This window comes from Streptomyces sp. NBC_01474, from assembly GCF_035918215.1.
GTDB lineage: Bacteria > Actinomycetota > Actinomycetes > Streptomycetales > Streptomycetaceae > Streptomyces > Streptomyces aureus.
Window position 1 is genome coordinate 10,422,797 of the sequence record NZ_CP109449.1, and the last position, 19,945, is coordinate 10,442,741.

Annotated in this window: 20 protein-coding genes and 3 pseudogenes; 13 read left to right on the top strand and 10 right to left on the bottom strand. The window is 69.1% G+C overall.

Going from position 1 to position 19,945, the window contains the following annotated elements; translation table 11 throughout:
• The first annotated feature begins 5 nt into the window (after positions 1-5).
• Positions 6-1,608 (top strand): annotated as a pseudogene (locus tag OG758_RS49315) (ISL3 family transposase).
• Positions 1,609-1,616: 8 nt separating this feature from the next.
• Here the strand turns inward: OG758_RS49315 and OG758_RS48005 are convergent.
• Positions 1,617-1,916: a hypothetical protein gene (locus OG758_RS48005; protein ID WP_382060878.1), complete on the bottom strand. Its 300-nt coding sequence runs from the start codon at positions 1,914-1,916 to the stop codon at positions 1,617-1,619.
• A 163-nt stretch (positions 1,917-2,079) separates the two neighbouring features.
• Here OG758_RS48005 and OG758_RS48010 point away from each other — a divergent pair, with 163 nt between their 5' ends.
• Positions 2,080-2,439: a hypothetical protein gene (locus OG758_RS48010; RefSeq protein ID WP_326715673.1), complete on the top strand. Its 360-nt coding sequence runs from the start codon at positions 2,080-2,082 to the stop codon at positions 2,437-2,439.
• Positions 2,440-2,441: 2 nt separating this feature from the next.
• Here the strand turns inward: OG758_RS48010 and OG758_RS48015 are convergent, their stop codons facing one another.
• The 4 genes and pseudogenes from OG758_RS48015 to OG758_RS48025 form a co-directional block, all read right to left on the bottom strand.
• Complete coding sequence (locus OG758_RS48015; protein ID WP_326715674.1) at positions 2,442-2,564, bottom strand: hypothetical protein; 123 nt, start codon at positions 2,562-2,564, stop codon at positions 2,442-2,444.
• A gap of 172 nt (positions 2,565-2,736) precedes the next feature.
• Positions 2,737-3,195 (bottom strand): annotated as a pseudogene (locus OG758_RS49320) (uroporphyrinogen-III C-methyltransferase); the annotation flags it as partial.
• Between the two features lie 31 nt (positions 3,196-3,226).
• Complete coding sequence (locus OG758_RS48020) at positions 3,227-6,109, bottom strand: M48 family metalloprotease (RefSeq protein WP_326715675.1); 2,883 nt, start codon at positions 6,107-6,109, stop codon at positions 3,227-3,229.
• Positions 6,106-6,597, bottom strand: a complete 492-nt coding sequence (locus OG758_RS48025) for a hypothetical protein (protein WP_326715676.1) — start codon at positions 6,595-6,597, stop codon at positions 6,106-6,108. Before OG758_RS48025 ends, OG758_RS48020 begins: the two co-directional genes overlap by 4 nt.
• A gap of 389 nt (positions 6,598-6,986) precedes the next feature.
• Here OG758_RS48025 and OG758_RS48030 point away from each other — a divergent pair, with 389 nt between their 5' ends.
• The gene (locus OG758_RS48030) at positions 6,987-7,688 is read left to right on the top strand and encodes a hypothetical protein (protein WP_326715677.1); all 702 of its coding nucleotides are present in this window, start codon (positions 6,987-6,989) and stop codon (positions 7,686-7,688) included.
• A 163-nt stretch (positions 7,689-7,851) separates the two neighbouring features.
• Here OG758_RS48030 and OG758_RS48035 read toward each other — a convergent pair whose 3' ends face one another.
• Positions 7,852-8,253, bottom strand: coding sequence for a hypothetical protein (locus OG758_RS48035; RefSeq protein WP_326715678.1), 402 nt, complete (start codon positions 8,251-8,253; stop codon positions 7,852-7,854).
• Positions 8,254-8,815: 562 nt separating this feature from the next.
• On the opposite strand from OG758_RS48035, the gene OG758_RS48040 reads away from it, so the two are divergent.
• From OG758_RS48040 to OG758_RS48050, 3 genes and pseudogenes are all read left to right on the top strand, one after another.
• Entirely contained in the window at positions 8,816-9,124 is a 309-nt protein-coding gene (locus OG758_RS48040; protein ID WP_326715679.1) for a type II toxin-antitoxin system PemK/MazF family toxin, read from the top strand.
• A 214-nt stretch (positions 9,125-9,338) separates the two neighbouring features.
• Positions 9,339-9,488, top strand: a pseudogene (locus tag OG758_RS48045) (FAD-dependent oxidoreductase); the annotation flags it as partial.
• 249 nt (positions 9,489-9,737) lie between these two features.
• Positions 9,738-10,841, top strand: coding sequence for a hypothetical protein (locus OG758_RS48050; protein WP_326716282.1), 1,104 nt, complete (start codon positions 9,738-9,740; stop codon positions 10,839-10,841).
• 7 nt (positions 10,842-10,848) lie between these two features.
• Here OG758_RS48050 and OG758_RS48055 read toward each other — a convergent pair whose 3' ends face one another.
• Both OG758_RS48055 and OG758_RS48060 read right to left on the bottom strand, forming a co-directional pair.
• Positions 10,849-11,343, bottom strand: coding sequence for a hypothetical protein (locus OG758_RS48055; RefSeq protein ID WP_326715680.1), 495 nt, complete (start codon positions 11,341-11,343; stop codon positions 10,849-10,851).
• A 595-nt stretch (positions 11,344-11,938) separates the two neighbouring features.
• Positions 11,939-12,460 (bottom strand): GNAT family N-acetyltransferase, encoded by a 522-nt coding sequence (locus OG758_RS48060; RefSeq protein ID WP_326715681.1) that lies wholly within the window; start codon positions 12,458-12,460, stop codon positions 11,939-11,941.
• On the opposite strand from OG758_RS48060, the gene OG758_RS48065 reads away from it, so the two are divergent.
• Positions 12,459-13,028, top strand: coding sequence for a helix-turn-helix domain-containing protein (locus tag OG758_RS48065; RefSeq protein WP_326715682.1), 570 nt, complete (start codon positions 12,459-12,461; stop codon positions 13,026-13,028). The two genes, OG758_RS48060 and OG758_RS48065, sit on opposite strands and share 2 nt — an antisense overlap.
• Positions 13,025-14,272 carry an MFS transporter gene (locus tag OG758_RS48070; RefSeq protein ID WP_326715683.1) on the top strand — a complete coding sequence of 416 codons (1,248 nt, stop codon included), beginning with the start codon at positions 13,025-13,027 and terminating at the stop codon, positions 14,270-14,272. The genes OG758_RS48065 and OG758_RS48070 overlap by 4 nt, the downstream gene beginning before the upstream one ends.
• Before the next feature lie 128 nt (positions 14,273-14,400).
• Here OG758_RS48070 and OG758_RS48075 read toward each other — a convergent pair whose 3' ends face one another.
• Positions 14,401-14,961 (bottom strand): hypothetical protein, encoded by a 561-nt coding sequence (locus tag OG758_RS48075; RefSeq protein ID WP_326715684.1) that lies wholly within the window; start codon positions 14,959-14,961, stop codon positions 14,401-14,403.
• A 71-nt stretch (positions 14,962-15,032) separates the two neighbouring features.
• Here OG758_RS48075 and OG758_RS48080 point away from each other — a divergent pair, with 71 nt between their 5' ends.
• The 5 genes from OG758_RS48080 (at position 15,033) to OG758_RS48100 (ending at position 18,804) form a co-directional block, all read left to right on the top strand.
• Complete coding sequence (locus OG758_RS48080; protein WP_326715685.1) at positions 15,033-15,485, top strand: FAD-dependent oxidoreductase; 453 nt, start codon at positions 15,033-15,035, stop codon at positions 15,483-15,485.
• Between the two features lie 811 nt (positions 15,486-16,296).
• Positions 16,297-16,470: a hypothetical protein gene (locus OG758_RS49325; RefSeq protein WP_442810402.1), complete on the top strand. Its 174-nt coding sequence runs from the start codon at positions 16,297-16,299 to the stop codon at positions 16,468-16,470.
• A gap of 347 nt (positions 16,471-16,817) precedes the next feature.
• Complete coding sequence (locus OG758_RS48090; RefSeq protein WP_326715686.1) at positions 16,818-17,342, top strand: hypothetical protein; 525 nt, start codon at positions 16,818-16,820, stop codon at positions 17,340-17,342.
• An 850-nt stretch (positions 17,343-18,192) separates the two neighbouring features.
• Positions 18,193-18,330 carry a hypothetical protein gene (locus tag OG758_RS48095; protein WP_326715687.1) on the top strand — a complete coding sequence of 46 codons (138 nt, stop codon included), beginning with the start codon at positions 18,193-18,195 and terminating at the stop codon, positions 18,328-18,330.
• A 231-nt stretch (positions 18,331-18,561) separates the two neighbouring features.
• Positions 18,562-18,804 carry a hypothetical protein gene (locus OG758_RS48100; protein ID WP_326715688.1) on the top strand — a complete coding sequence of 81 codons (243 nt, stop codon included), beginning with the start codon at positions 18,562-18,564 and terminating at the stop codon, positions 18,802-18,804.
• Positions 18,805-18,928: 124 nt separating this feature from the next.
• On the opposite strand, the gene OG758_RS48105 is transcribed toward OG758_RS48100, so the two are convergent.
• A complete protein-coding gene (locus OG758_RS48105; RefSeq protein WP_326715689.1) occupies positions 18,929-19,894 on the bottom strand; it encodes an SDR family NAD(P)-dependent oxidoreductase in 966 nt (321 codons plus the stop codon).
• Positions 19,895-19,945 lie beyond the last annotated feature (51 nt).

Here is a 19,945-nt window from a genome sequence, read left to right on the forward strand (position 1 = left end):
GGCCCGTGGAAGAAGTGGTGCTCCGGCTGGACGAGTTGCTGTTCCCGTCGATCGCCGACGTGGCGGTGCTCTCGGTCGCCGTGAACGACGAGGCGGTACGCATAGAGGCCCGAAGCACAGCGGCTGGGGCCCTCTGTCCCGGATGCGGGAGCTGGTCACGGCGGATTCACAGCTCCTACCTGCGGTTTCCCGCTGATGTGCCCAGCGGAGGCAGACGGGTCGCTCTCTGCTTGCGCGTCCGCAGGTTCCTCTGCCCGGTCAGCTCGTGCGGAAGGCGGACCCTCGCCGAACAGCTGCCAGGGTTGACCCGTCGGTACGGCCGACGGACCGAACGCCTGCGGTCGACACTGGCTGCGGTCGGCCTCGCGCTCGCCGGTCGGGCAGGTGCCCGCCTGGCGCGCGTCTTCGGCGTGTCCGTGAGCCGCAGCACGGTGCTGCGGCTGGTCGAAGCGTTACCCGACCCCGAAGTTCCAGCCCCGAGGGTGGTCGGCGTCGATGAGTACGCGACCCGCAAAGGGCGTCACTACGGGACTGTCCTGGTCGACGTCGAAAGCCGGCGTCCACTGGACCTGCTGCCCGACCGGGAGGCATCCAGCCTCGCAGCTTGGCTCGCGAAACGGCCCGGGGTGGAGGTGGTCTGCCGCGATCGGGCACCGTTCTTCGCCGAAGGTGCCACGGCCGGGGCCCCGCAGGCAGTGCAGGTCGCGGACAGGTGGCATCTTTGGCACAACCTGAGCGAGGCCGCCGAGCGGTGCGTCGCAGACCACCGCGGATGTCTGCAGGTCCTGGTGCCAGATCCAGCGCAGCCTGCCCCCGAACCGGAGAAGTCGGAGGACCTCTCCGGCTCGCCCTGGCCAAGGGGACACCGCTTCGCTGACCGCACCCGTGCCCACCACGCGACGGTCCACGAATTACTAGCAGCCGGGCTCAGCCGGAGAGCGATCGGCCGCCAACTTCGTATGACCTCCCGGACCCGTCAAGCTCTTCGCCGACGCAGCCACCCCGGAGGACCTGTTCCACGGACAGTGGCAGGGCCGGCCATCCAAACTCGACGCCTTCAAGCCCTACCTGGATGACCGCTGGAACCAAGGCTGCACGAACGCCTGGAGGGTGTGGGAGGAGATCGCGCCGCTCGGCTATCAGGGCAGCTACCAGCGGGTTCGTGCCTACTTCCGGGAGAAGCGGCTCTCGCCGGGCCCCGTCACAGCTCGGCCACCGTCACCCCGCGTCGTCGCCGGATGGATCCTCCGCCGGCCCGAGACCCTCACCGAGACCGAGCGCCTTCGGCTCAAAGCCGTTCTGGTCCACTGCCCTGAACTGGACGCCCTCACCGGCCACGTTCGCTCATTCGGCCAGATGCTCACCGAGCGCCAGGGCGAACGGCTGCCGCAGTGGCTCGACGCCGTCCGGCGGGACGACCTCCCCAGCCTCCACACGCTCGCCGCAGGCATCGACCGTGACCGCGATGCAGTCATCGCCGGCCTCACCCTGCCCTGGAGCTCCGGCGTCGTTGAAGGCCACGTCAACCGGATCAAGATGCTCAAACGCCAGATGTTCGGCCGGGCCGGCTTTCATCTCCTCCGCAAGCGCGTCCTGCTCTACTCGTGAAGCGCAGGTCAGACCGCGTCGTCATGGAGCCCGAAGCCTTCCGGGAACCCTTCCAGGAACTCCCGCCGAGCGGGGTCGGACTCGGCCTCGGCCATCGCCCCGAGCAGGTCGATCAATTCGCTCCGCTGGCCTTTCGACAGCTTGCTGACCAGGTGAGCGACACCCTCCAGGACCTTGACGGCGTCGTCCGGATCCATCTGCTCGTCTTCACTGCCCTCGATGAACCACAGGACGTCGACTAGGGCCTCGGCCAGGGCATGGGTCAGAGACGAGTACACGGACATCAAGGCGGACTCCCAGCAGGTCACGGCAGCAGAGTCGGGCCATCCCACCACAACCCACTGACATCACACTCAGTCAGCCCTCCACGGAAAGTGAGCCAGAGCCCGAACCCGTGAACAACTGCTGTCGCTACCCGTGAGCAAAGCCAGGCGAGGACTACGGACCGGTGACCGAGCCCGGAAGTGCCGCGTGAGCCCAAAGCGCCAAGACCGCGCCGCCTCGCCGCCGGGCCCCGACGAGTGGGGCATCCGCTTCGCAGGCGGCGAGGCCGCCAAGGGATGGGAGCAGTTGGGTGCCCAGGCCGTGGGCAACACCCGCGCCGCCTGGCACTTGATGCGGACCGCCCCGGCCCCGGCTGCCCGCACCGAGCGCCATCATCATCGGCTCAAGGGTGAGCTGGCCCGCGGCGAGCACCGCGGCGAGACGATGGACCGCCGGCAGATCGAGGTCACCGCCGGCGGTCGCGTCTGGTACCTGCTCGACGTCGAGCGCCGCACGGTCTGGATCGACCGCGCCTGCACCGGCCACCCCAAGGCCACCGACCGCTGACCTCACGCCGGATGCGTGCGTATGCCCTGGCCTGGTCTGCCGGTGCGCAGGACGATGGGGGCATGGGTGAGCACGACCAGGACCAGGGCGACGTCGTCGAACCGGCGCGGCCGCCGCTCCTTCATCCGCAGAGGGTGTCTCGCGGCTCACGGTCGGATCTGGGCTCAGGACACGCGCGTGTGTGTGTGGCTTCGGCCGTGGCAGCTGCCCGGGGTAACTCCAGCCTGCCGTCGGGCCGATGACGAACACGGCGGGCGGCACGACGCGGTGAGTAGCGCAGTCCTGGGCGAGGTCGGTCAGGGTGGACCGCAGTACGCGTTGGAATCGGGTGGCCGTGTCCTGGACGGCGAGTACCGGTGTTGCCGCGTCCCGGCCCGCTCGTATCAGCAACTCGCTGCTCTTGGCCACGTGCGTGACGTCCATGAGGATCACCAGCGTGCCCTTGAGCCGGCCGAGAGCGGACCGGTCGACGAGGCCGCCGGCGTGATCGGGGGGTACGTGCCCGGACACGATGGTCACTTCCTGGGCCATGCCCTTTTGGGCTACCGGAATTCCGGCGAGCGCCGGTGCAGCCGGCGCACTGCTCACTCCCGGCACGACGGTCACCGGCACGCCCGCCTTGGCGCAGGCGGACACTTCCTCGAAGCCACAACCGAACAGGTACGGGTCATCGCCCTTGAGTCGGACCACGAACCGTCCTGTCACGGCGCGGTCCTCCATGACCTCGTTGATGTGTTCCTGGGCTCTGGTCGGGCACGCCCTGCGGCGCGGGTCCTGAGCCGGGGGTTCAGTGGATCCGGTAGCCCGCCTCCGTCAGGATGTTGGTGACGGCGCGGTCGGTGCTGGCGGCGTAGGATCCGGCGACGTCCAGGTCGTACCTGGCGGTCGCGAGACCGAGAAAGGCGTCGACGTCGAAGGGCCGCCGGTCCACGGCTGCCAGGCACTTGCGGCTGCCGTCACGGGCACCGGTGCCGAACTCGTGCCAGTCGGACTGGGCCTGGGGGTCGGGGACGCGGAAGTAGTAGCCGTCCTCCCACGAGCCGAGTGACGCAATGTCCGTGCAGAGCGTGCGGATTTGGGCCAGCACAGCGGCACGCGCCACCGGATCGTCGTCCGGCGAGACGTTGAGGGCATGCAGTTGGCCGGTGGAGCGGACAGCGTTGGTCAGGAGGTACTGGCCGCCATGGCGGTACCAGGCGCGGACCTGCTTGGCTCTCGTGGCTGCGGATGCCGTCGGCGGGTCGGCGAGAAGGTGCTGGAAGTTGCGCTGACCAGCCGCGTAGTTTGGGACGGCGGCCTGGTAGGTGGCCAGGGCCAGGGGCTCCGCGACGGCCAGGACGAGCACCAGCGCCGCGGGCAGGGCCACTGCGGACCAGCGGGCGGCCGGCCGCGCGGCGGACGGCTGCCCGTCCCCGGCCCCATTGCTGCGGCGGGCCTTCCTCGCCACCTGCTGCAGGAGTACAGCCGCCGCCGCGGCGAGGAATGCGAACATGAGGACGGCGTTGACGAAGGCGAACACGTCGAAGGCGGAGAAGGCTTGCCACACGGGGTGCCAGCCGCAGGTGCTGGTGCGGACGCTCAGCGGTGTGATGCAGCCGTCGACGGAAGTGAGCAGGCTTGTGCCGGCGAGGCCGACCGTGGCCGCGGTCTGGGCCGCGACGAGGGGGACGAGAGGGTGCCGGCCGCCGATCGCCGCCAGCGCCGCGACGGCCACCGCCCCGGCCGACGCCAGGAACACCCAGACCTCGAGGCGCAGTCCTCCACTCCCGCCGGCGCCCGCCTGCCATCCCCGCCCGGTGTGCAGGTACGCGAGAGCACCGGCGACTGCGAGCCAGCTCACTGCACCGCCGAGCAACCCGGGCGCCAGGGCCCGGCGTAGCGCAGGAGGAGCCTCCCGGCCGCAGGGCCGGTCAGTGCCGGCGAGTCGGGCGCGGACCACCCAGCGGGGAGCATGACCGCCGGGCGGCCCGAGGGCGAGGGCCAGGGCCGGAACGATCCAGGCGGCGGCGGCCGCAGCGGTGAACAGGGGCCACCTCATCGAGCCCAGGAGCGCGGGGAGCACCGCCGCAACGGCCGAGACGGTGGACTGCCCCACGCCGGTGCCGCTCGCCTGCTGGATCAGCCGGCGCGAACCGGGCGTGACCATCTGCCAGAACACCCCGTAGAGCCCTTGGGTCGTCAGCCAGGCGAACCAGACTGTCGAGACGACCAGGGCGGCGGCCAGGCACAGGGTGAGAGCGGGCCGCAGGGATCTTCCGCGCCACGTGCCGGCCCACAGGCGGGCACACAGGGTGAGCCACACGGTGAAGGCGACACCGGAGGCCACGACCAGCAGTAGCCCGACCAGTCCGCCGATCCACCACTGCGACACTCCGGAGCCGAAACCGGCCACGAGAGCTCCCGCTCCGAGCCCCGCCCCCAGCCACAGGCCGGTGCGCACTCCGGTCGGGGCCGGCCTGCCCGTCACCACCGCGTAGGCCACCGACCGCCACAGCGCCGTTCCGATCACCCCGCACACCAGCACAGCGGGGAGCAGCGCCGTGCCCTGGAAAATCCAGGGGCTGAGCCGGCGGTACGTGCCGAGGTAGCCCAGAAGATGGCCGTGGATCAGCACCGCACTCGCGCCCGTGAGCAGGGCCGGCAACGCGTGCAGCCCGAAGACCGGTGCCGGATCGGTCAGGGCGGAACGGCGGACCTGCGCCGCAGGATGTGTACTCCACAGCACCTTCAGCGAGTTGGCGGCGCCACGAAGGCCCCTGGGTGCCGAAGCCGCGGCGACGGCACGGTGCACGTCCGCGCAGCTGCGGGCGGCCGTGAGGTCGGCATGGATCTCCCGGACCCGCAGCACGTCGGACCGCGCCAGGTGGACGAGGGCCGCCAGGACCAGGGGCAGCACGAGCGTGCGGATCTGAAACGGCGACAGCTCGAGCCAGGCCGGTGCTCCGAAGCCGCCGACCTGAAACACCGCCCACACCTGGTAGGGGAGCAGGACGAGGGTTGCGAAGGCCCGCCACAGGGCGACGGTGGCGTAGGTGACGGTGACGTCACGGTTGGAGATGTGGGCGAACTCGTGCAGCAGCACGGTGCGAAGGTGTCCGGGATCGGTGCTTCGGCAGGCGATCAGACCGCCGTGCAGGCTGACGACCGGTCGGCTGGTACGGCCGAAGACCACGGCTCCGGCCGTCGGCGTGGCCCGGTCGACGACGACTCGCGGGACACCGGCCAACCCTGATGCCGCGGCCGCTTCCTCGACCAGCCGAAGGACGGTGCCGTCGGAATCGACGGTGCGCAGGTCGACCAGGCGGTGGCGTCGCACCTTCCATACGGGAAGGAGCAGGAAGATCAGCGCAGCCGTGACCGCGAGCAACCCCGGCACGAGGGCGATCTGCCACCAGGGCGGGATGGGCACGGACCGGTCCATGCAAGCCCAGAAGGGGATCCACTGGGCGAACAGGCGCAGTGTCTCGCCTGCCGTGCCGGCCCGGTCCGGGTCCATCCCGGCGGCGAGCAGACAGCCGGTTCCGTCGGCGGCGTGCAGGGCCGACACGACCGTCAGGGCCATCGCACCGGTGGCGACCAGCATCACAACGACCAGCACGGCGAAGCGCGCACCCGTACCGGGCCCCAACGCCCTTTCGTCGATGCCGGGTTGGGGAACGGCGGTTTTCACGGCAGGGAGCCGACGGTCGGATCGTCCTCCTCCGGCGCGTCGGGCGGGGACGGGTCCGGCTCCGCCAGCACCAGCGCGGCAACAACGGCGTCCGCGAGCTCTTGCGCGCGTTCGACGGCAGCACCTCGCTGGACGGCCGCATCGAGGACATGCCGATGGATCTCCGCCAGCTGGTCCCGGTCCAGTGGCGGCAGGACGGCCGGAGGCAGAGGCCGGCCTACCACCCGCTTGAGCCAGCGGCCCGACCGCCGTACGGCGCCCTCTGCGGCCGCACCGGCGAGCGTCGACGCGACCTGGTTCAGCACCAGCCACACCACGGGCGTGACCAGCGCGGCCGCCTCGGCCAGACCGAACCCCAGCGGCTCCTGCCTGTCGCGCCCCGACAGTCGTCGTACGACCGATGCGTCGTCGAGCAGCAGCAATCCCTCCACAAGGACGATCTCGTCCGGCGCCACCTGCACGACAACATCACGGACGACGTCTCGCACGTGACGTCCCCCCGACGGCACTTCCAACGAACCCATCCACCACCCCTATGACGGACCGTCAAGAACAGGCATTCAAGATGGCACAGCTGCGGCCGGTCGCACCATGCCGCCCGCTCGTCGTCGGAACCACGTCCGGGGCTGATGCCCCGGCAGCGGGGAATACAGCACGGTTGGAACATCGACTCTCCGTCAGCTGCCCAGGGCTGCGTCGTTTTCGCGTTGTGGCCGGTTTGATCACGTGATGCCGAGGGTGGTTGGCGGCCGGGTGGTGTCGGGGGAGTGTCTGCGCAGTCCGCCGACGGGTTGCGCCGGGAGGGAACCACGGCCCTGGGTGGGCTCGTGTCCTGGTATGGGTGGAAGGTAAGCCGGGCGAGGTTCGCGGGGGAATCATGCAGATCATCGAGGTGACCGGGTATGCCGTCCGATCTGCTGTGATCACCATGAGACGGACAGGGACGCCACTTGAATTCGTGATCTTCCCGATGCTGCATGTGGCTTCGCCGACGTTCTACTCCCAGGTCCGCATCAGGCTCAGGGAATGCGACCTCATAGTCATCGAGGGAATCCGAGGGAATTCGGTCGGAGTGAGTGCACTCACGCTTGCTTACCGGTTCGCCCCACGTTGGCGGCGCAACGGCCTGCAGGAGCAGCGCGAAGAGTTGCTGCTTCCCGAGGCCGTGCAGGTTATCAACCCGGATGTGACCGCGGCGGAGGCGATCGCGGACCTGAAGTCACTGCCGCGGTGGATGTACTTGCTGCTCATGATCGCGGCTCCTGTTATGGGCCTGGTGTTCGCGCTGCGCGGTCCGCGCGCCTTCCTCGATGAAGACCTGGTGGTCGAGGATCTGCCGTCGACGCTGCGGGCGGAGATGATGGCCGACGGTCCTGTGGAGCACGCGATGACTGGTCGGCGCGACCAGCGGTTGCTCGACGCGCTCGGCGAGATCCACGCGGAGCGCAGCGACGAGCCGATCCGGGTGGCCATCGTCTACGGAGCCGGCCACGTCCCGGCGATCGTGTCGGGGCTGTGGGATCGTTACGGATATCGGCCACGTGAAGCGGAATGGCTTACCGTCCTTATCCCGACGTAGATCGCCGGACGGACCCGGTTCTGTGCGGCCCTGTTGCCCGACATGCTGCATGAGTACGACGGCGTCACCGTCGTTGATGCCGTGCGGGAGTGAGAACACCCCTGCCGCCGTAGGGCCTGACGCGCTCAGGTGCTGGGTGCCGTAGAAGACATACGGCTTGACCTCAGCTCATGAAGAGGTAGTCATCTAGGTAGGTGTAGACACCACCTTTGACCTTGTACACCTTCACTGTGTACCAGTGCCCCTCGGGCAGGTCGCCGGACTTCCACGGGCTGCAGTAGGGGGAGTTGTGGCCAGCGGTAGTGGCGACACGATCGACCGCACCGTTGACGATCAGGCGTGCTTCGAGACCAAAGCCGTCTTTGTAGGTGTCGCACATCTGCATTGAGTCGCCCGGAGTGGAGTTCCACGGGTCACGGTTCCAGTAAACCGTCCCGATGTAGTTTCCACCGTCCAAAACCTTGCCGTAGTTGTAGTCGGCAGCTGCGGGGGTCGCCACGGCACCGACCACACCCAGCGTGGCAGCAGCCAGGGCGCCGAGACGGAGAAATGAGCGTGCGGACATGAAATCTCCTAGCTTTAAAGGCTGAATTGATCAACATCTGCCGACGGACGGATTCTTGCATCGATCGGCATGTCAAGGCAGAGCATTTTCGGCCTCGGGCAGCGTGCGAAATACGCCGCCGCACGCGCCTGGCGCCGCGGTGCCAGGTTCCGCGTGGTCGAACTGGGCCGCTTCCGCGGAAGTTTGGCCACCGAGACCCACCTCGCGACAGACCGCCAGTGCCGACCGCTGTCGCACGTCCGCAGGGAGCAGTTTTTCAACTCCTGCCTCCGCGCGCCCATTCGGAGTGAATGACTCCGCCGCTTCCTATAATGGCGCCGGGGAATGCGGAGATCCGGATCATGCCGAAAGTGCATCCTAAGAGGTAGGCCATTGCCGGGCCTTTTCTGTTTCCGTATCGGGGTGTTGTTGAGGATTTCGCATCGACTTCGATCGGCGCCCTTCCTTGTTGGTGCGCCGCCTACATCGTGCGGGCCGCCCGCCGCGCCGCAACCCTGGACGCCGGCCACCAGCTCGCAGCCCTCGGCCTCGCCCAGGACCTGGCGGGCGAGGGCGACAGTCTGTGACCCGAGAGATCAAGCGCGGGGACCTCTGGACCCTGCCCGATGACCGTCACGTCCTGGTGGTCTCCCTGTCCGGCCTCGACGAGGCGTACGGGGCGGTCCTCGGACTCGTTCTGGACCCCGCCGGCCGCTACCCCGACACCGCGATGTCCGTCGTCATCGACACCCCGATCCCCTGTACCGCCGTCGCCGTGAACCTCCAGCAACTGCGCACCGTCCACCTCGCCGAGGCGACCCACCGCGGCACCGTCGAGGCCGCCACCATGGCCCGCGTCGACCAGGCCCTACGCGCCGTCCTCGACCTCTGACCGACAGCCGTTCTGCACGCCCTGCAAGACGGCGTAGCTCCACCTGCAGGAGAGGACGGGCGAAGCGTCCTTCCCAGGCCGCCTCGACGACGTCGGGCAGCCCCGCGGGCACCTTCGCAACGCTGATCAGCCACTGCGCCGCCTCGACCAGGAAAGATGCAGCCACAGCCGCAACGATCGCTTCCCTGCCGAAAAGACCTCATGCCAGCCGCCGTTGCTGTCGCGGGCAGGAATCGTCAGTTCCTCAGTGGCCTACCACCTGGCACGTCGGGGCGTCCCGGTCACCCTGCTCGAGCAAGAACCTGCACCGCCCACCGGTGTCACAGGAGACTCCTTCGCCTGGATCAGCAGCTCGGCAAGTGATCGGCCCGGAGGGTTCGTTCACGAGAATCGGCAACAGATGTCCACCACTTCGGGAGACGCCACAGCACCCCGGGAATTCGAACACCGAGTGAGCCGCTCGCCGCAGTCAGAGGCAGCGGCTGGCACTTGCCCGCACTGCGTTGATACTCCACGCCGGTGGCAGGCGCCGTTCCCGCAGCGGATGAGAAATCCTGTTGGCCGGGCCGCCGGCGAGCTGAGACGATGCGCCTGTTTCCCAGGCGGAGGACATTTGTTCGTTTTCGTGTGTGCGGGTTGCGGTGCCGAGTTGACCACCCCGCTGTCCCAGGTCGCACTGCCAGTCCATGCCCGTCAGGTGTACGGGAACGGGATCCAGCTTCCGGTGCTCATGCAGTCAGGGACGTTTGCCGTGGACCCGGACCCCTGGGGAGGACCGTGGCGGATGTGGGACGAGATCGATCCGGGCGAGGCAGAAGCACGCGGCATCTACGCATCCGTCTACGCCCTGTCCGACAGCACGCCCGGGGCGAGTGTCATCGCGCCCGGCGACATCCGCGGAACCCGGCTGATTCCGGAGAAGCGCGGCGGTGCCTGCTGTGGTCTCGACGGAGCCGACGGGCCCAACATGGCCTGCCAGGCATGTGACCTCCCCGTGGCGACCAGGGTCGACGACTGCTCGCTCTGGCAGGCGGTGCGGCTCAGCCCAAACGCCGTGCACCGTGTCCCCATCGACGGCATCCACGCTGCGCCCCTCTCCTGGGCGGAGCTGACAGAGGAGGGGGAGAAAACGCCCCTGCTCGAGCCGATCGCCAGGTGGGGACAGCTGGAGTCGAACCACCGCTGGTCGTGGAGCCCGCAGTGGGAGGCGGCAGCCGGCCATGCCCTCGCCCACCTGCTTGCGGCCTCCCAAGGGCAGCCGCTGAGGGTCCCGGGCGCTCTGACCGCCGACATGTTCCAACGCCCGCTCGACGCCCTGCTGCCCGCAGGTCCCCCAAAGCGGCGCGCCGTCCTGGCGGGACCGGGACTGCCCTCCCCTGACGCGGGCGTCGACATTCTCCTCGTGCCGGTCCATCCCCAGACGGGTCGGACCTGGACCCCTGCCGACCCGACTGCGTCGGCATACCTGGTGCCTCTGCCGCTGGGGGTGTGGCTGTGGCTGGTCTCGCCCCAGCCGTACTTGCCAGTTCCCGCGTCGGGCCGCATACCCCAAGACGTCCTTCGCGACGACCCGCTCCCGCTGCTCCCCAACTCCCTGTTCCAGGCCGACCGGGGAACGTTTCAGCACACCCTGGTCCGGCTACCAGCCGTGCGCAGCCCGTGGCTGCGCACGATCCTCGAGAACCTCACGCAGGGCACCTCGGCCAACCTCTTCTAGTGCCGCATCAGGCAGCGTTCGCCCTGGTGAGGAACCAAGCCAACACAGCCACGCCGATGGGCAACGCAACAAGGTAGCCGACGAGGATACCGAGGCCCGGATCAGCCAGCGCAGGAAAGGCCCAGTTCACTGCTGCAGTCACGAGCAGTCTCACCGCTGCCAGCGCAAGGAGAGCGGCGACAACAGCAAGCCGACGCGGCGGGCCCGCCCCGCTGTACAACTCAGCCGCAGGCCCGATCGCGATGAAGCCCGTCACGAAGAGGACGACATCAGTGTCGGGCAGCCACCCGAACGGCCATCCCACCAGAGCGATCAACCCGGAGACGGCAAGGCCGCCCAGTTCCAGCGCGACGGTGGCCACTACCGGGTGGTCCCACGAGGGGCGTCGGATCGAGCCGCTCCCACTGTCCTTTTCATCGGCCACGTCGTCAGAGTAGCCATCGGCAGGGCGAACGTTGCCTGATGCGGCACTGATGGTCTGCAGGAGGTCGGAGATCGTCATTTAGGTGTCAGTGGCACAAGCCAGGTGACCTGGTGGTTGGCACTGACGTGCGGTGCCGATCCGGTACTGACATGAGTGACGAAGGCGCATGTCGTTCTCGTGCAGACCGTTATGGCGGGTGCAGGGTCTGCGCTGGTCGGAGGCCTCGTCTACCTGGAGCGTCGCAGTGCGGCCAGAGCGCTGCGAGGCGTTCCTCCGGCGGCTACCGGGTCACGGCCCTCGACGTCGAGACGCCCGGGGGCCAGGGGCGAGGACAGCGCGCCGTCGGGACCTACCGTCTCCACTACGCGGCCCGCGGCGTCGTAGCTGCCGGGCGTCCTGCCCCTGGTGCTGGAGCGCACCCACATATCCGGCTACCACTACGGCCCTGCCCGAGGGCGATGGCCTTGTCGCGGGCCCTGTCCCAGGCGTCCTTCGTGGAGTAGGGCAGGCGCTTGACGAAGTCGTTGATCCGGGTCCCCTCTCGGAGCACTGTTGGGGTGTGACGGGAGAGGCCCGCGATGAGGGGAAGGCCGCAATCCTGCCCATGGCAGACTCCCACCGGACCTCGAGAATGCCCACGAGGCGTATCAACGTGCGACCAGACGGGATGCGGTCAGTTCAGTTGCAGGCGCATCAGCGTGAGATCGAGCCAGCGGCCGAACTTCGTGCCCACCTCGCGCACCGTGCCGGCGTGCTTGAAACCGTGGCGCTCGTGGAGGCGGACGGACGGCGTGTTCCCCGCCTCGATACCCGCGATCATGACGTGCAGGCCCGCTGTCGTGGCGGAGGTGACCAGTGTGCCCAGGAGCGCGGAGCCGATGCCGTGGCCGTGGTGGCCCTCGGTGACGTACACCGAGTTCTCGATGGTGTGCCGGAAGCCGGAGTAGTCCTTCCAGGGGCCGTAGACGCCGAATCCCACGACTGCTCCGCCCCGCTCGGCCACGTACGCCGAACTGCGCTCCAGGTGCGCGCCGAGCCAGGCCGCTCCTTCGTCGCGGGACTGCGGCGTGTCTGTCCACAGTGCCGTGCCGTGCTCGATGGCGTGGTTGCGGATAGCCAGGACGGTGTCCAGGTCGCTGGGCAGTGCAGGGCGGACCGTCACCGCCCGCACGTCATTCTCGTATAGTGGATGCATGTCTAATATCGTAGACCCCCTGGTGGAGCGCATCGGCGCACGCATCCGCGCGGAGCGGGACCGGCGCCGCTGGACGCTCGTCGAGCTGGCGCAGGAATCGGGGGTCTCGCGGGCGATGATCAACCGGATCGAGCGCGGCGAGAGCAACCCGACCGCAGTGGTCCTGGGCAAGCTGTCAGCGGCGTTCCAGCTGAGCGTCGCCACCCTGCTCGACCCGGAGACGGGAGCGGGGAGGGTGCGGCGCGCCGACGAGGCGCCCCAATGGCTCGACCCGGGCACCGGCTACGCGCGACGGCAGATCTCGGGGCCCGGATTCCCGGCCGAGATGGCGGAGATCCTGCTGCCCGCAGGGGCCGAAGTCCCCTACCCCGCAGCCGCGTTCGCGTTCCACCGGCAGCTCATCTGGGTGCTCGAAGGTCATCTCACCTTCCGTGAGGGCGAGTCGGTGCACGAGCTGGACGCCGGCGACACCGTCGAGCTGGGCCCTCCCTCACCCTGCGTCTTCATCAACTCCACCAGCGACAAATGCCGTTACGCGGTCGTCCTGGTGCGTGGGGATGCGCCGTGAGCGGCCCGCCCCGTGGCCCCGTCCCCCTGCTCGCCTGCACGGCGGGCATCGCTCTGGCCAACAACTACGCGATTCAGCCCGCGCTCGGTGACGTCGCCCGTGACACCGGCACGTCGGCGGCCGCCATCGGCCTCGTCACGACGGCTGCGCTGGTGGGATGCATCGCGGGCTTCGCGTTTCTGCTTCCGCTCGCCGACCGCGCGGCGCCCCGACGCCTCGTCACGGGCCAGCTCGCGATGCTCGCGAGCGGCCTGCTCCTGGCCGCGGCCGCTCGGGGGCTGTGGCTGCTGCTCGCCGCGTACGTGATCATCGGGGCGGGCGCGAGCGTCAGCGCACAGTCCTCGACGATCGCCGGGCGAACAGTGCCGCAGGAGCGGCGCGGGACAGCCGTCGCGCTGGTCGCCGCAGGGATGTCCGCCGGGATCCTGCTGAGCCGACTCGTCGGCGGGGCGCTCGCGCATGCGCTCGGCTGGCGCGGCATGCTGCTCGCCTTCGCCGGGCTCGTGCTCGTGTGCGCCGCCGGCGCGTGGCTGCGCCTGCCGGACCACCGGCCCGCCCCCACGCACAGCTATCTCGCCACTCTCACCGCACTACCCGGCCTCCTGCGCCGCTACCGTGCCCTGCGCCACGCCGTGGCGGCCGGCAGCCTCTGGTACTTCGCCTTCAGCCTCGTCTGGGTCGCCCTCACCGTGCGGCTCGCCCAGCCGCCATACGGTCTCGACGCCGCCGCCATCGGCCTCTACAGCCTGGCCGGCGCCCTGGGCTTCGCCGCGCTACCGGTCGCCGGACGCCTCGGCGACCGCTTCGGGGCACGTGCCGTGATCTGCACCAGCATGAGCACGGCCGCCGCCGGCGCCGCCCTGCTCTGCACCGGCCTTGACCACCCTGCCGTCACCGCGGCGGGCCTGGCCCTCGTCGACGCAGGCTGCTTCACCGCACAGGCCGCCAACCAGGCCCGCATCCTCGCCATCGACCCACACCGAGGCGGCAGCCTCAGCGGCGTCTACCTGCTTCTCTACTTCCTTGCAGGTGTGGCCGGCTCCGCGCTCGCAGCACCCCTGATCACGGTGGGCGGCTGGCCCGCCGCGTCCGGCGCGGTACTCGGGGCGCTGCTGCTCTCCGGATTTCTCGCGCTGCGCCGCGACATGGGTGAGACACGCGGGCGGGACGAGGCAACGTACAGAACGGGCCGGGATACACACGTCCCGGTCCCTTCTGTGCCGCTGCGCACCCGTTCACGGTAGGCGCGGGGCCGGGCCGGCCAGGCCCGCGTGGCGCACCTGGTGTGTACCTCCTTCTGCGGTGCTGCCACCGAAGCAGCGCATCCGCGTCCGCGGATCCTGCTGAGTGTTTTGGTGTGCGGCCCCGCGGTTCATCGTCTGACCGTCTGCCGGGCCAGGTCGTCCATCGTGGTGTCGAGTGTCCAGGCAGTGAGTACGCCGACCGTGGCGAGTTGCGTGAGTGCTGTGATCAGCTGGTGGCCCGTCAGCCCGCAGCTGCGGGCTACCTGCCCGGCGTCCGCAGCAGCGCGGGCTGCGCCGGGGGAGGCGTGCGCGGCCAGCACTATCACAGTCAGCTGCAGGTCGAAGTCCCGGTTGTGTAGGGCGGGTGCGCTTGCCGTGCGCAGGGCCCAGTCAGCGGCGCGGGCGCGGCTTCGGCGTCCCTGTCTGGCACTGAGCAGGGTTGCATCCAGCAGTTGCGCTGTGGCCCCGTGCACTGATGTGGGGGCCGGGCGGTACAACCAGTGGGCCTCTTCCAGCTCGCGCCACCACATGCCCTCGCCGAGCAGACACATGCCTCGCAGGAAGCCGGACGAGAGTTCGGCGCGGCCGAGGTCGTCGGCGCGCAGTGCGCACTGCAAGGCGAGCAGTCTCGCTTGCGAGCTGGTGGGGGAGGGGAGGGCTGCGGCGAGATAGGAAAGCATGTTGCGCACGAGGATCCGTACGCCGGGTCCTCGGCCCCGTCCCGGGCTAGCGCATCGGGTTCGTCTCCGCGCTGCCCTGGGTGAAGCGTGCGCAGGTCGGCTGCCGGCAGTCGCAGCAGGTCGGCCTCGTCAACAGCCCCACCAGCTTCTACGCGCTGCGCTTCCTGCTCAGCGCCGCCGAGGCCGGCTTCTTCCCCGGCGTGATCCTCTCCATCACGTACTGGTTCCCGGCCGCCGACCGCGGCAAGGCGACCGGCATGTTCCAGTCCGCCGTCGCCAGGTCGGTGACCTCGACGACTGCCACGGCGCTCCGCTCGTTCCACGAGGACCAAGGCGTGCGGTTCCATGTCAACGCCCGTATAGCCGACGTCGATGCACCGGTCAGCAATCCCGCCTCGGTGGAACTGGACGACGGCACGGTGGTAAATGCGGATCCCCTCGTCATCTGCGCGGGAGCCGAACCCATGTACAACTCGCGCAGGAGTGCGGGCTGCCGGGCGTACGGAGTGCCCAGCCAGCGTGCCAGCCGGTAGACGTCCGATGCCGCCGCCCACCGACGCGTCCACGTACAGGCCCAGCAGGCCGCCCAGATTCTGGCCCACGACTTCCACCCCGGCCTGCCGCAGCGAGGCGAACACATCGATGTAGTCGTCGACGGCCACGCCAAGGGCCTCGTGCGCCGTCGCCATGGGCACGGTCGCCCAGCCGGACACTCCGAAATCCTCTGGAAGAGGTATCACTCGCAATGGCATCCGAAGCTTCCACGACGCCCACCGCCTGCCTCAGTCCCGCTCGGAGAGGTACCACTCCCCGATGCTGCTGGACTGAAGGCGGCGGACCTCTGCCCAACTCCGGTCAACTCGAGTAAAGGACCGATCCCGAAACTCGGTCATGCTGCGCGCGCGCCGGGCTGCCTGCTTCCTGGCATGTTCGCCATCAGCGGCCTGGGAAATGAGGTAGTAGTGCCGGACGAGTGCGCCTGTGGCCGCCCGGAAGCGGAAGCCCACCAGCCACGCCTCGTCGGCGTGGGGACCGGCCCGCAGAAGTCGTACACCGTCCAGCAGCAGCCGCCTGCGGGCAGCTGCCACTACCGGTACGAGAAGGGCGAGCCGCTGGAAGATCCGGAATGCACGCCCGGCGCAATCTCCCTGGCCGTCCTCCAGGCGAACCTGAGGTCCACGATTTGCCGCAAGGGCGGTTACACCTCCGACATCCGGCCGTCCACCTCCGTCACCGGCAAGGAGAAGGTGCTCAACGCCGCCTCCTACGGCTACAAGGGCCGAGTACGACCACCTGATCAGCCTGCAGCTCGGGGGCGATCCGAACGGCGCCCGCAATCTGTGGGTGGAGCCGCCGGACCCTGGCCACAAGTCGGGTAGCGGGGTCAACAACCGCAAGGACCCGGTGGAGACGAAGCTGCGCACCGCGGTCTGCGCCGGGAAGGTCTCGCTCGAGGCCGCGCAGAAGGCCATAGTCACCGACTGGACCACGGCACTCAGCGCCCTCGGCCTCGACTGAACCGCACACCGGCAACAGTCCTTGTACACCCAGGCGGCAGTTGACGGCGCAGAGCTGCGCCGCCTCACAGCGAACTCGTGGGCGCCGCACGGGAGTTTCGTCGCTGCCCCGATCCGGGGCAGAGTGCCGGCGAGGTGCTCGGAAAGCCCTTCGCCCGCTACACATTCCTCGACGCAACTCCCAAGCGAAACTTGGTATTTGGGCAAGGCTCGCCCATGGCCTGGTATGGAAAAGGTGCAGGTCACGAGAAGTTCACCGTCCACGTCTACCCGCATAGACCCGGGCGGTGCTGTCATTCCGTCAGCCGCCCGGAACCTCGCCTCCGGGCCAAATTCGGGAGACCCCATATGCGACCTCTGCGCCGCTTCACCGCGACCACCACTGCTCTCGGCATGGCCGCCGCCGGCCTCATCATCGCGGTGAGCGGCACCGCGCACGCATCCACCTGTTCCCAGTCGTACCTGCCGCTGCCCGACTCGTCCTGTACGCCCGGCTCGTACAACCCCGACGTCACCCAGTCGAACATCCACAGCACCATCTGCGTGTCCGGCTGGACTGCCACCGTCCGGCCGTCCACGTCCTACACCAACCCCCTCAAGGCGCAGGGCATCATCGACTACGGGTACTCCGACACCAACATGTCGGACTACGAGGAAGACCACCTCGTGCCGCTGGAGCTCGGCGGTGCGCCCCGCGACCCCGGCAACCTGTGGCCCGAGCCGCACTACGGCACGAAGACCGCCTACACCAAGGACGGCACCGAGACCAAGCTGAAGAACGCCGTCTGCAACGGCACCATCACCCTCTCCGCTGCCCGCAGCGCCATCAAAAACAACTGGACCACCGCACTCCAGGTCACCGGCATCGGCTGATCTCCAGTGAGGTCGTAGACCCCGCCCGGTGACCGACCCCAAGGGATCGGCTGCGCGCATCCGACGAGGGAGCCCAACATCGTTGTCTCAAGACAGAGATGGGCTCCCTCGCCACCGCACTTAGGTCGGTGGCCGCCGTTCGGAACGGCGCCCATCGACGCCCAACCGAACGGCAAGCGGGATCACTACCACCCTTCACGCCCCCGTGACCTGCGAAAAGAGGATCTGACGCAGCTTCTGATGCGCACCGGTGCGTCGCCCGACTGTGGCGTGGTGCGCGTGGTGCGCGGCCATCGCCGTCCAGCACCCGCCCCGCCCGCTGAACAGGCCCTGGGCGGTGTGGCATCGGCCACGGACGAACCCTGCGTTCAAGGGGTGGTCAAGGGGCAAAAATGGGCACCACGGGCCGGGTTGAGCAGACCGCGGTCAAGGGGTGATCGCGCAGGGTGGCGCCCGTCCCGCGCGCGTTAGGTGCGCGCGGGACGGACGAACAGCCGCCCTATCCCGGCCCGGCCGGGAGGAACGAGGACCCCGTGCCCGCACCCGCACCGACCCCGCCGCCCGGCCCGTGTCGCTCGCGTACTGCGCGCAGCGGTGGGCAAGCCTCGGTGAGCTCCTGCCGCTGGCGCTTCCGTTCTCACTGGCGAAGCCACTTCCCTGCCCGACGCCCGTGGACAGTGCGTTTCCGCTGGTCACCACTGCTTTCCAGGGGCCGTACCGGATTGTCGCAACCCTCTTCTCTCCCCTTGTACTTGAGTTGGTTGTCGGTGGTGGAGGAGATCATCGGGTTCGGTGGGCCGGATCCCTCCGCGGCCGGGGGCCGGACGCGATCGATGGGAGGGCGGGTCTGATGGCGGGCAAGCGCAAGGCGAACGAGGCGGGATCGTCGAACGGCCTGCGCGGCGACGTGCTGGGGGTGCTCAAGGTCGCGACCGCCGACCAGATACAGGGGCTGGCCTCTCCACACCTTTCTACCGGCACACCCTGAAGAAGGCGGCGGCCCTGCGGAAGGAAGCACGCACCGCCTCCCACCGTGGTGCGGCGAACGACCTGCGCAGGCATGGCCTGGCCGTCGACGGCGGCCGGACCCGGGGCGGTGAAGAGGTCCGGCTGTTCACCAAGGACGGACTGGCCGCCGCCGCGATCGACCTGGACCGCGAGCCGGAGGAAATGGGCGGCATGCCCAAGAGCGCGGGCCCGCTCCGGTGCCTCTCACCCCATGACGGTGAACGAGACGGTCATCGCGCTGATCCGCCCGAAGCCCGACCTCGACCTGGTTGCGGGGGAGCCGGCCGCAGCGGTCGCCGCCGCGCAGGCCGCCGCCGAGGTATCCAAGGGGATCGGCAGCATCACCTCCTACGCCACCGAGATCGTGGGCTGTGCTCTCCGGTCTGAGGGATGCCATGCTGCGACATTTCCCTCTCTGCTGGTGAACGGCGGCCATGGTAGGTCGACTTGGTAGCAGCCGACCCCATTCGAAGATCACGATCAGCCGGGATACTTGAGGACCGGGGAGGAGGTCCTCGGCGCATCACCACGTCGGCGGGGGCCTGTTCGAAGAGCGAAATGGCCAGGGGTAAGGCACCCTAGCGCGTCTGAGGTTGTCCGGGGATGGTGACGAGGTCGATGCCGGTCAGGTCACGGCTGGCTTCCCACAACCGCGCCGCTATGGAGGTGTCGGTGAGGTGGTTCCACGCTCGTTGACGTTGAGGCTTGCCGCGCAGGCTGAAGGCACGCGGTCCCCACAACTGCCCTCCGCGCACAGTGGGGTCCAGCACCGCTCGGACCGCGGGCCATGCGCCGGCGTGCTTGCCCTGGACAAGAAGGGCCGCTGGTGCACCGCAGAGCCGCGCACCAGCGGTCCGCACATGGACGGGCGGCCGTGACGGGGTCAGGGAGTCCAGCGCGCCACCGGGATGGACCACCACGCTTGCCACCGTGCTGTTGACGGCGCGCAGGCGGCGGTCGAGTTCGAGGCCGAAGTACATCTGTGCCAGCTTGGAGCGTCCGTAGGTGCGTTTGGGGCGGTAGTTCTTCCGGGACTGCAGGTCGCCGAGGTCGAGCCGCTCGGACTTCGCCGCGATGCTGCCCATGGTCACGATGCGGGCCGCCGGTGCGGCCGAGAGGAGCGGCATCAGCCAGTGGGTCAGCGCGAAGTGCCCGAGGTGGTTCGTGCCGAACATGAGCTCGTGACCGTCCCCAGTCACCCGGCGTGGCGGGGCGTCGAGCGCGACGCCGGCGTTGTGGACCACCGCGTCGAGGTATTGCGTATCCAGTGATTCCACCGCTGTGCTGAGCGATGAGAGGTCGGCGAGGTCCAGCCGTACGGCCCGCACTCGCGCGTCAGGGACACGCGAGCGGATCGAGGCCGTGGCGACTTCAGCCTTTGCGGGATTCCGGCTGCCCAGTACGACAGTGGCTCCGGTTGCGGACAACTGCTCCGCGACGAAGTACCCGATGCCGGCGTTGCCTCCGGTGACCAGGAAGACGCTGTCATGGGCACGCGGCAGTTGTTGAACATCCCAGGGCGGGGTGGAGGAGGTGGACGACATGGCGGCGAGGCTCCCTTTCTGTTGAGGGCGACTGCGACTGCCCTGCAGGAC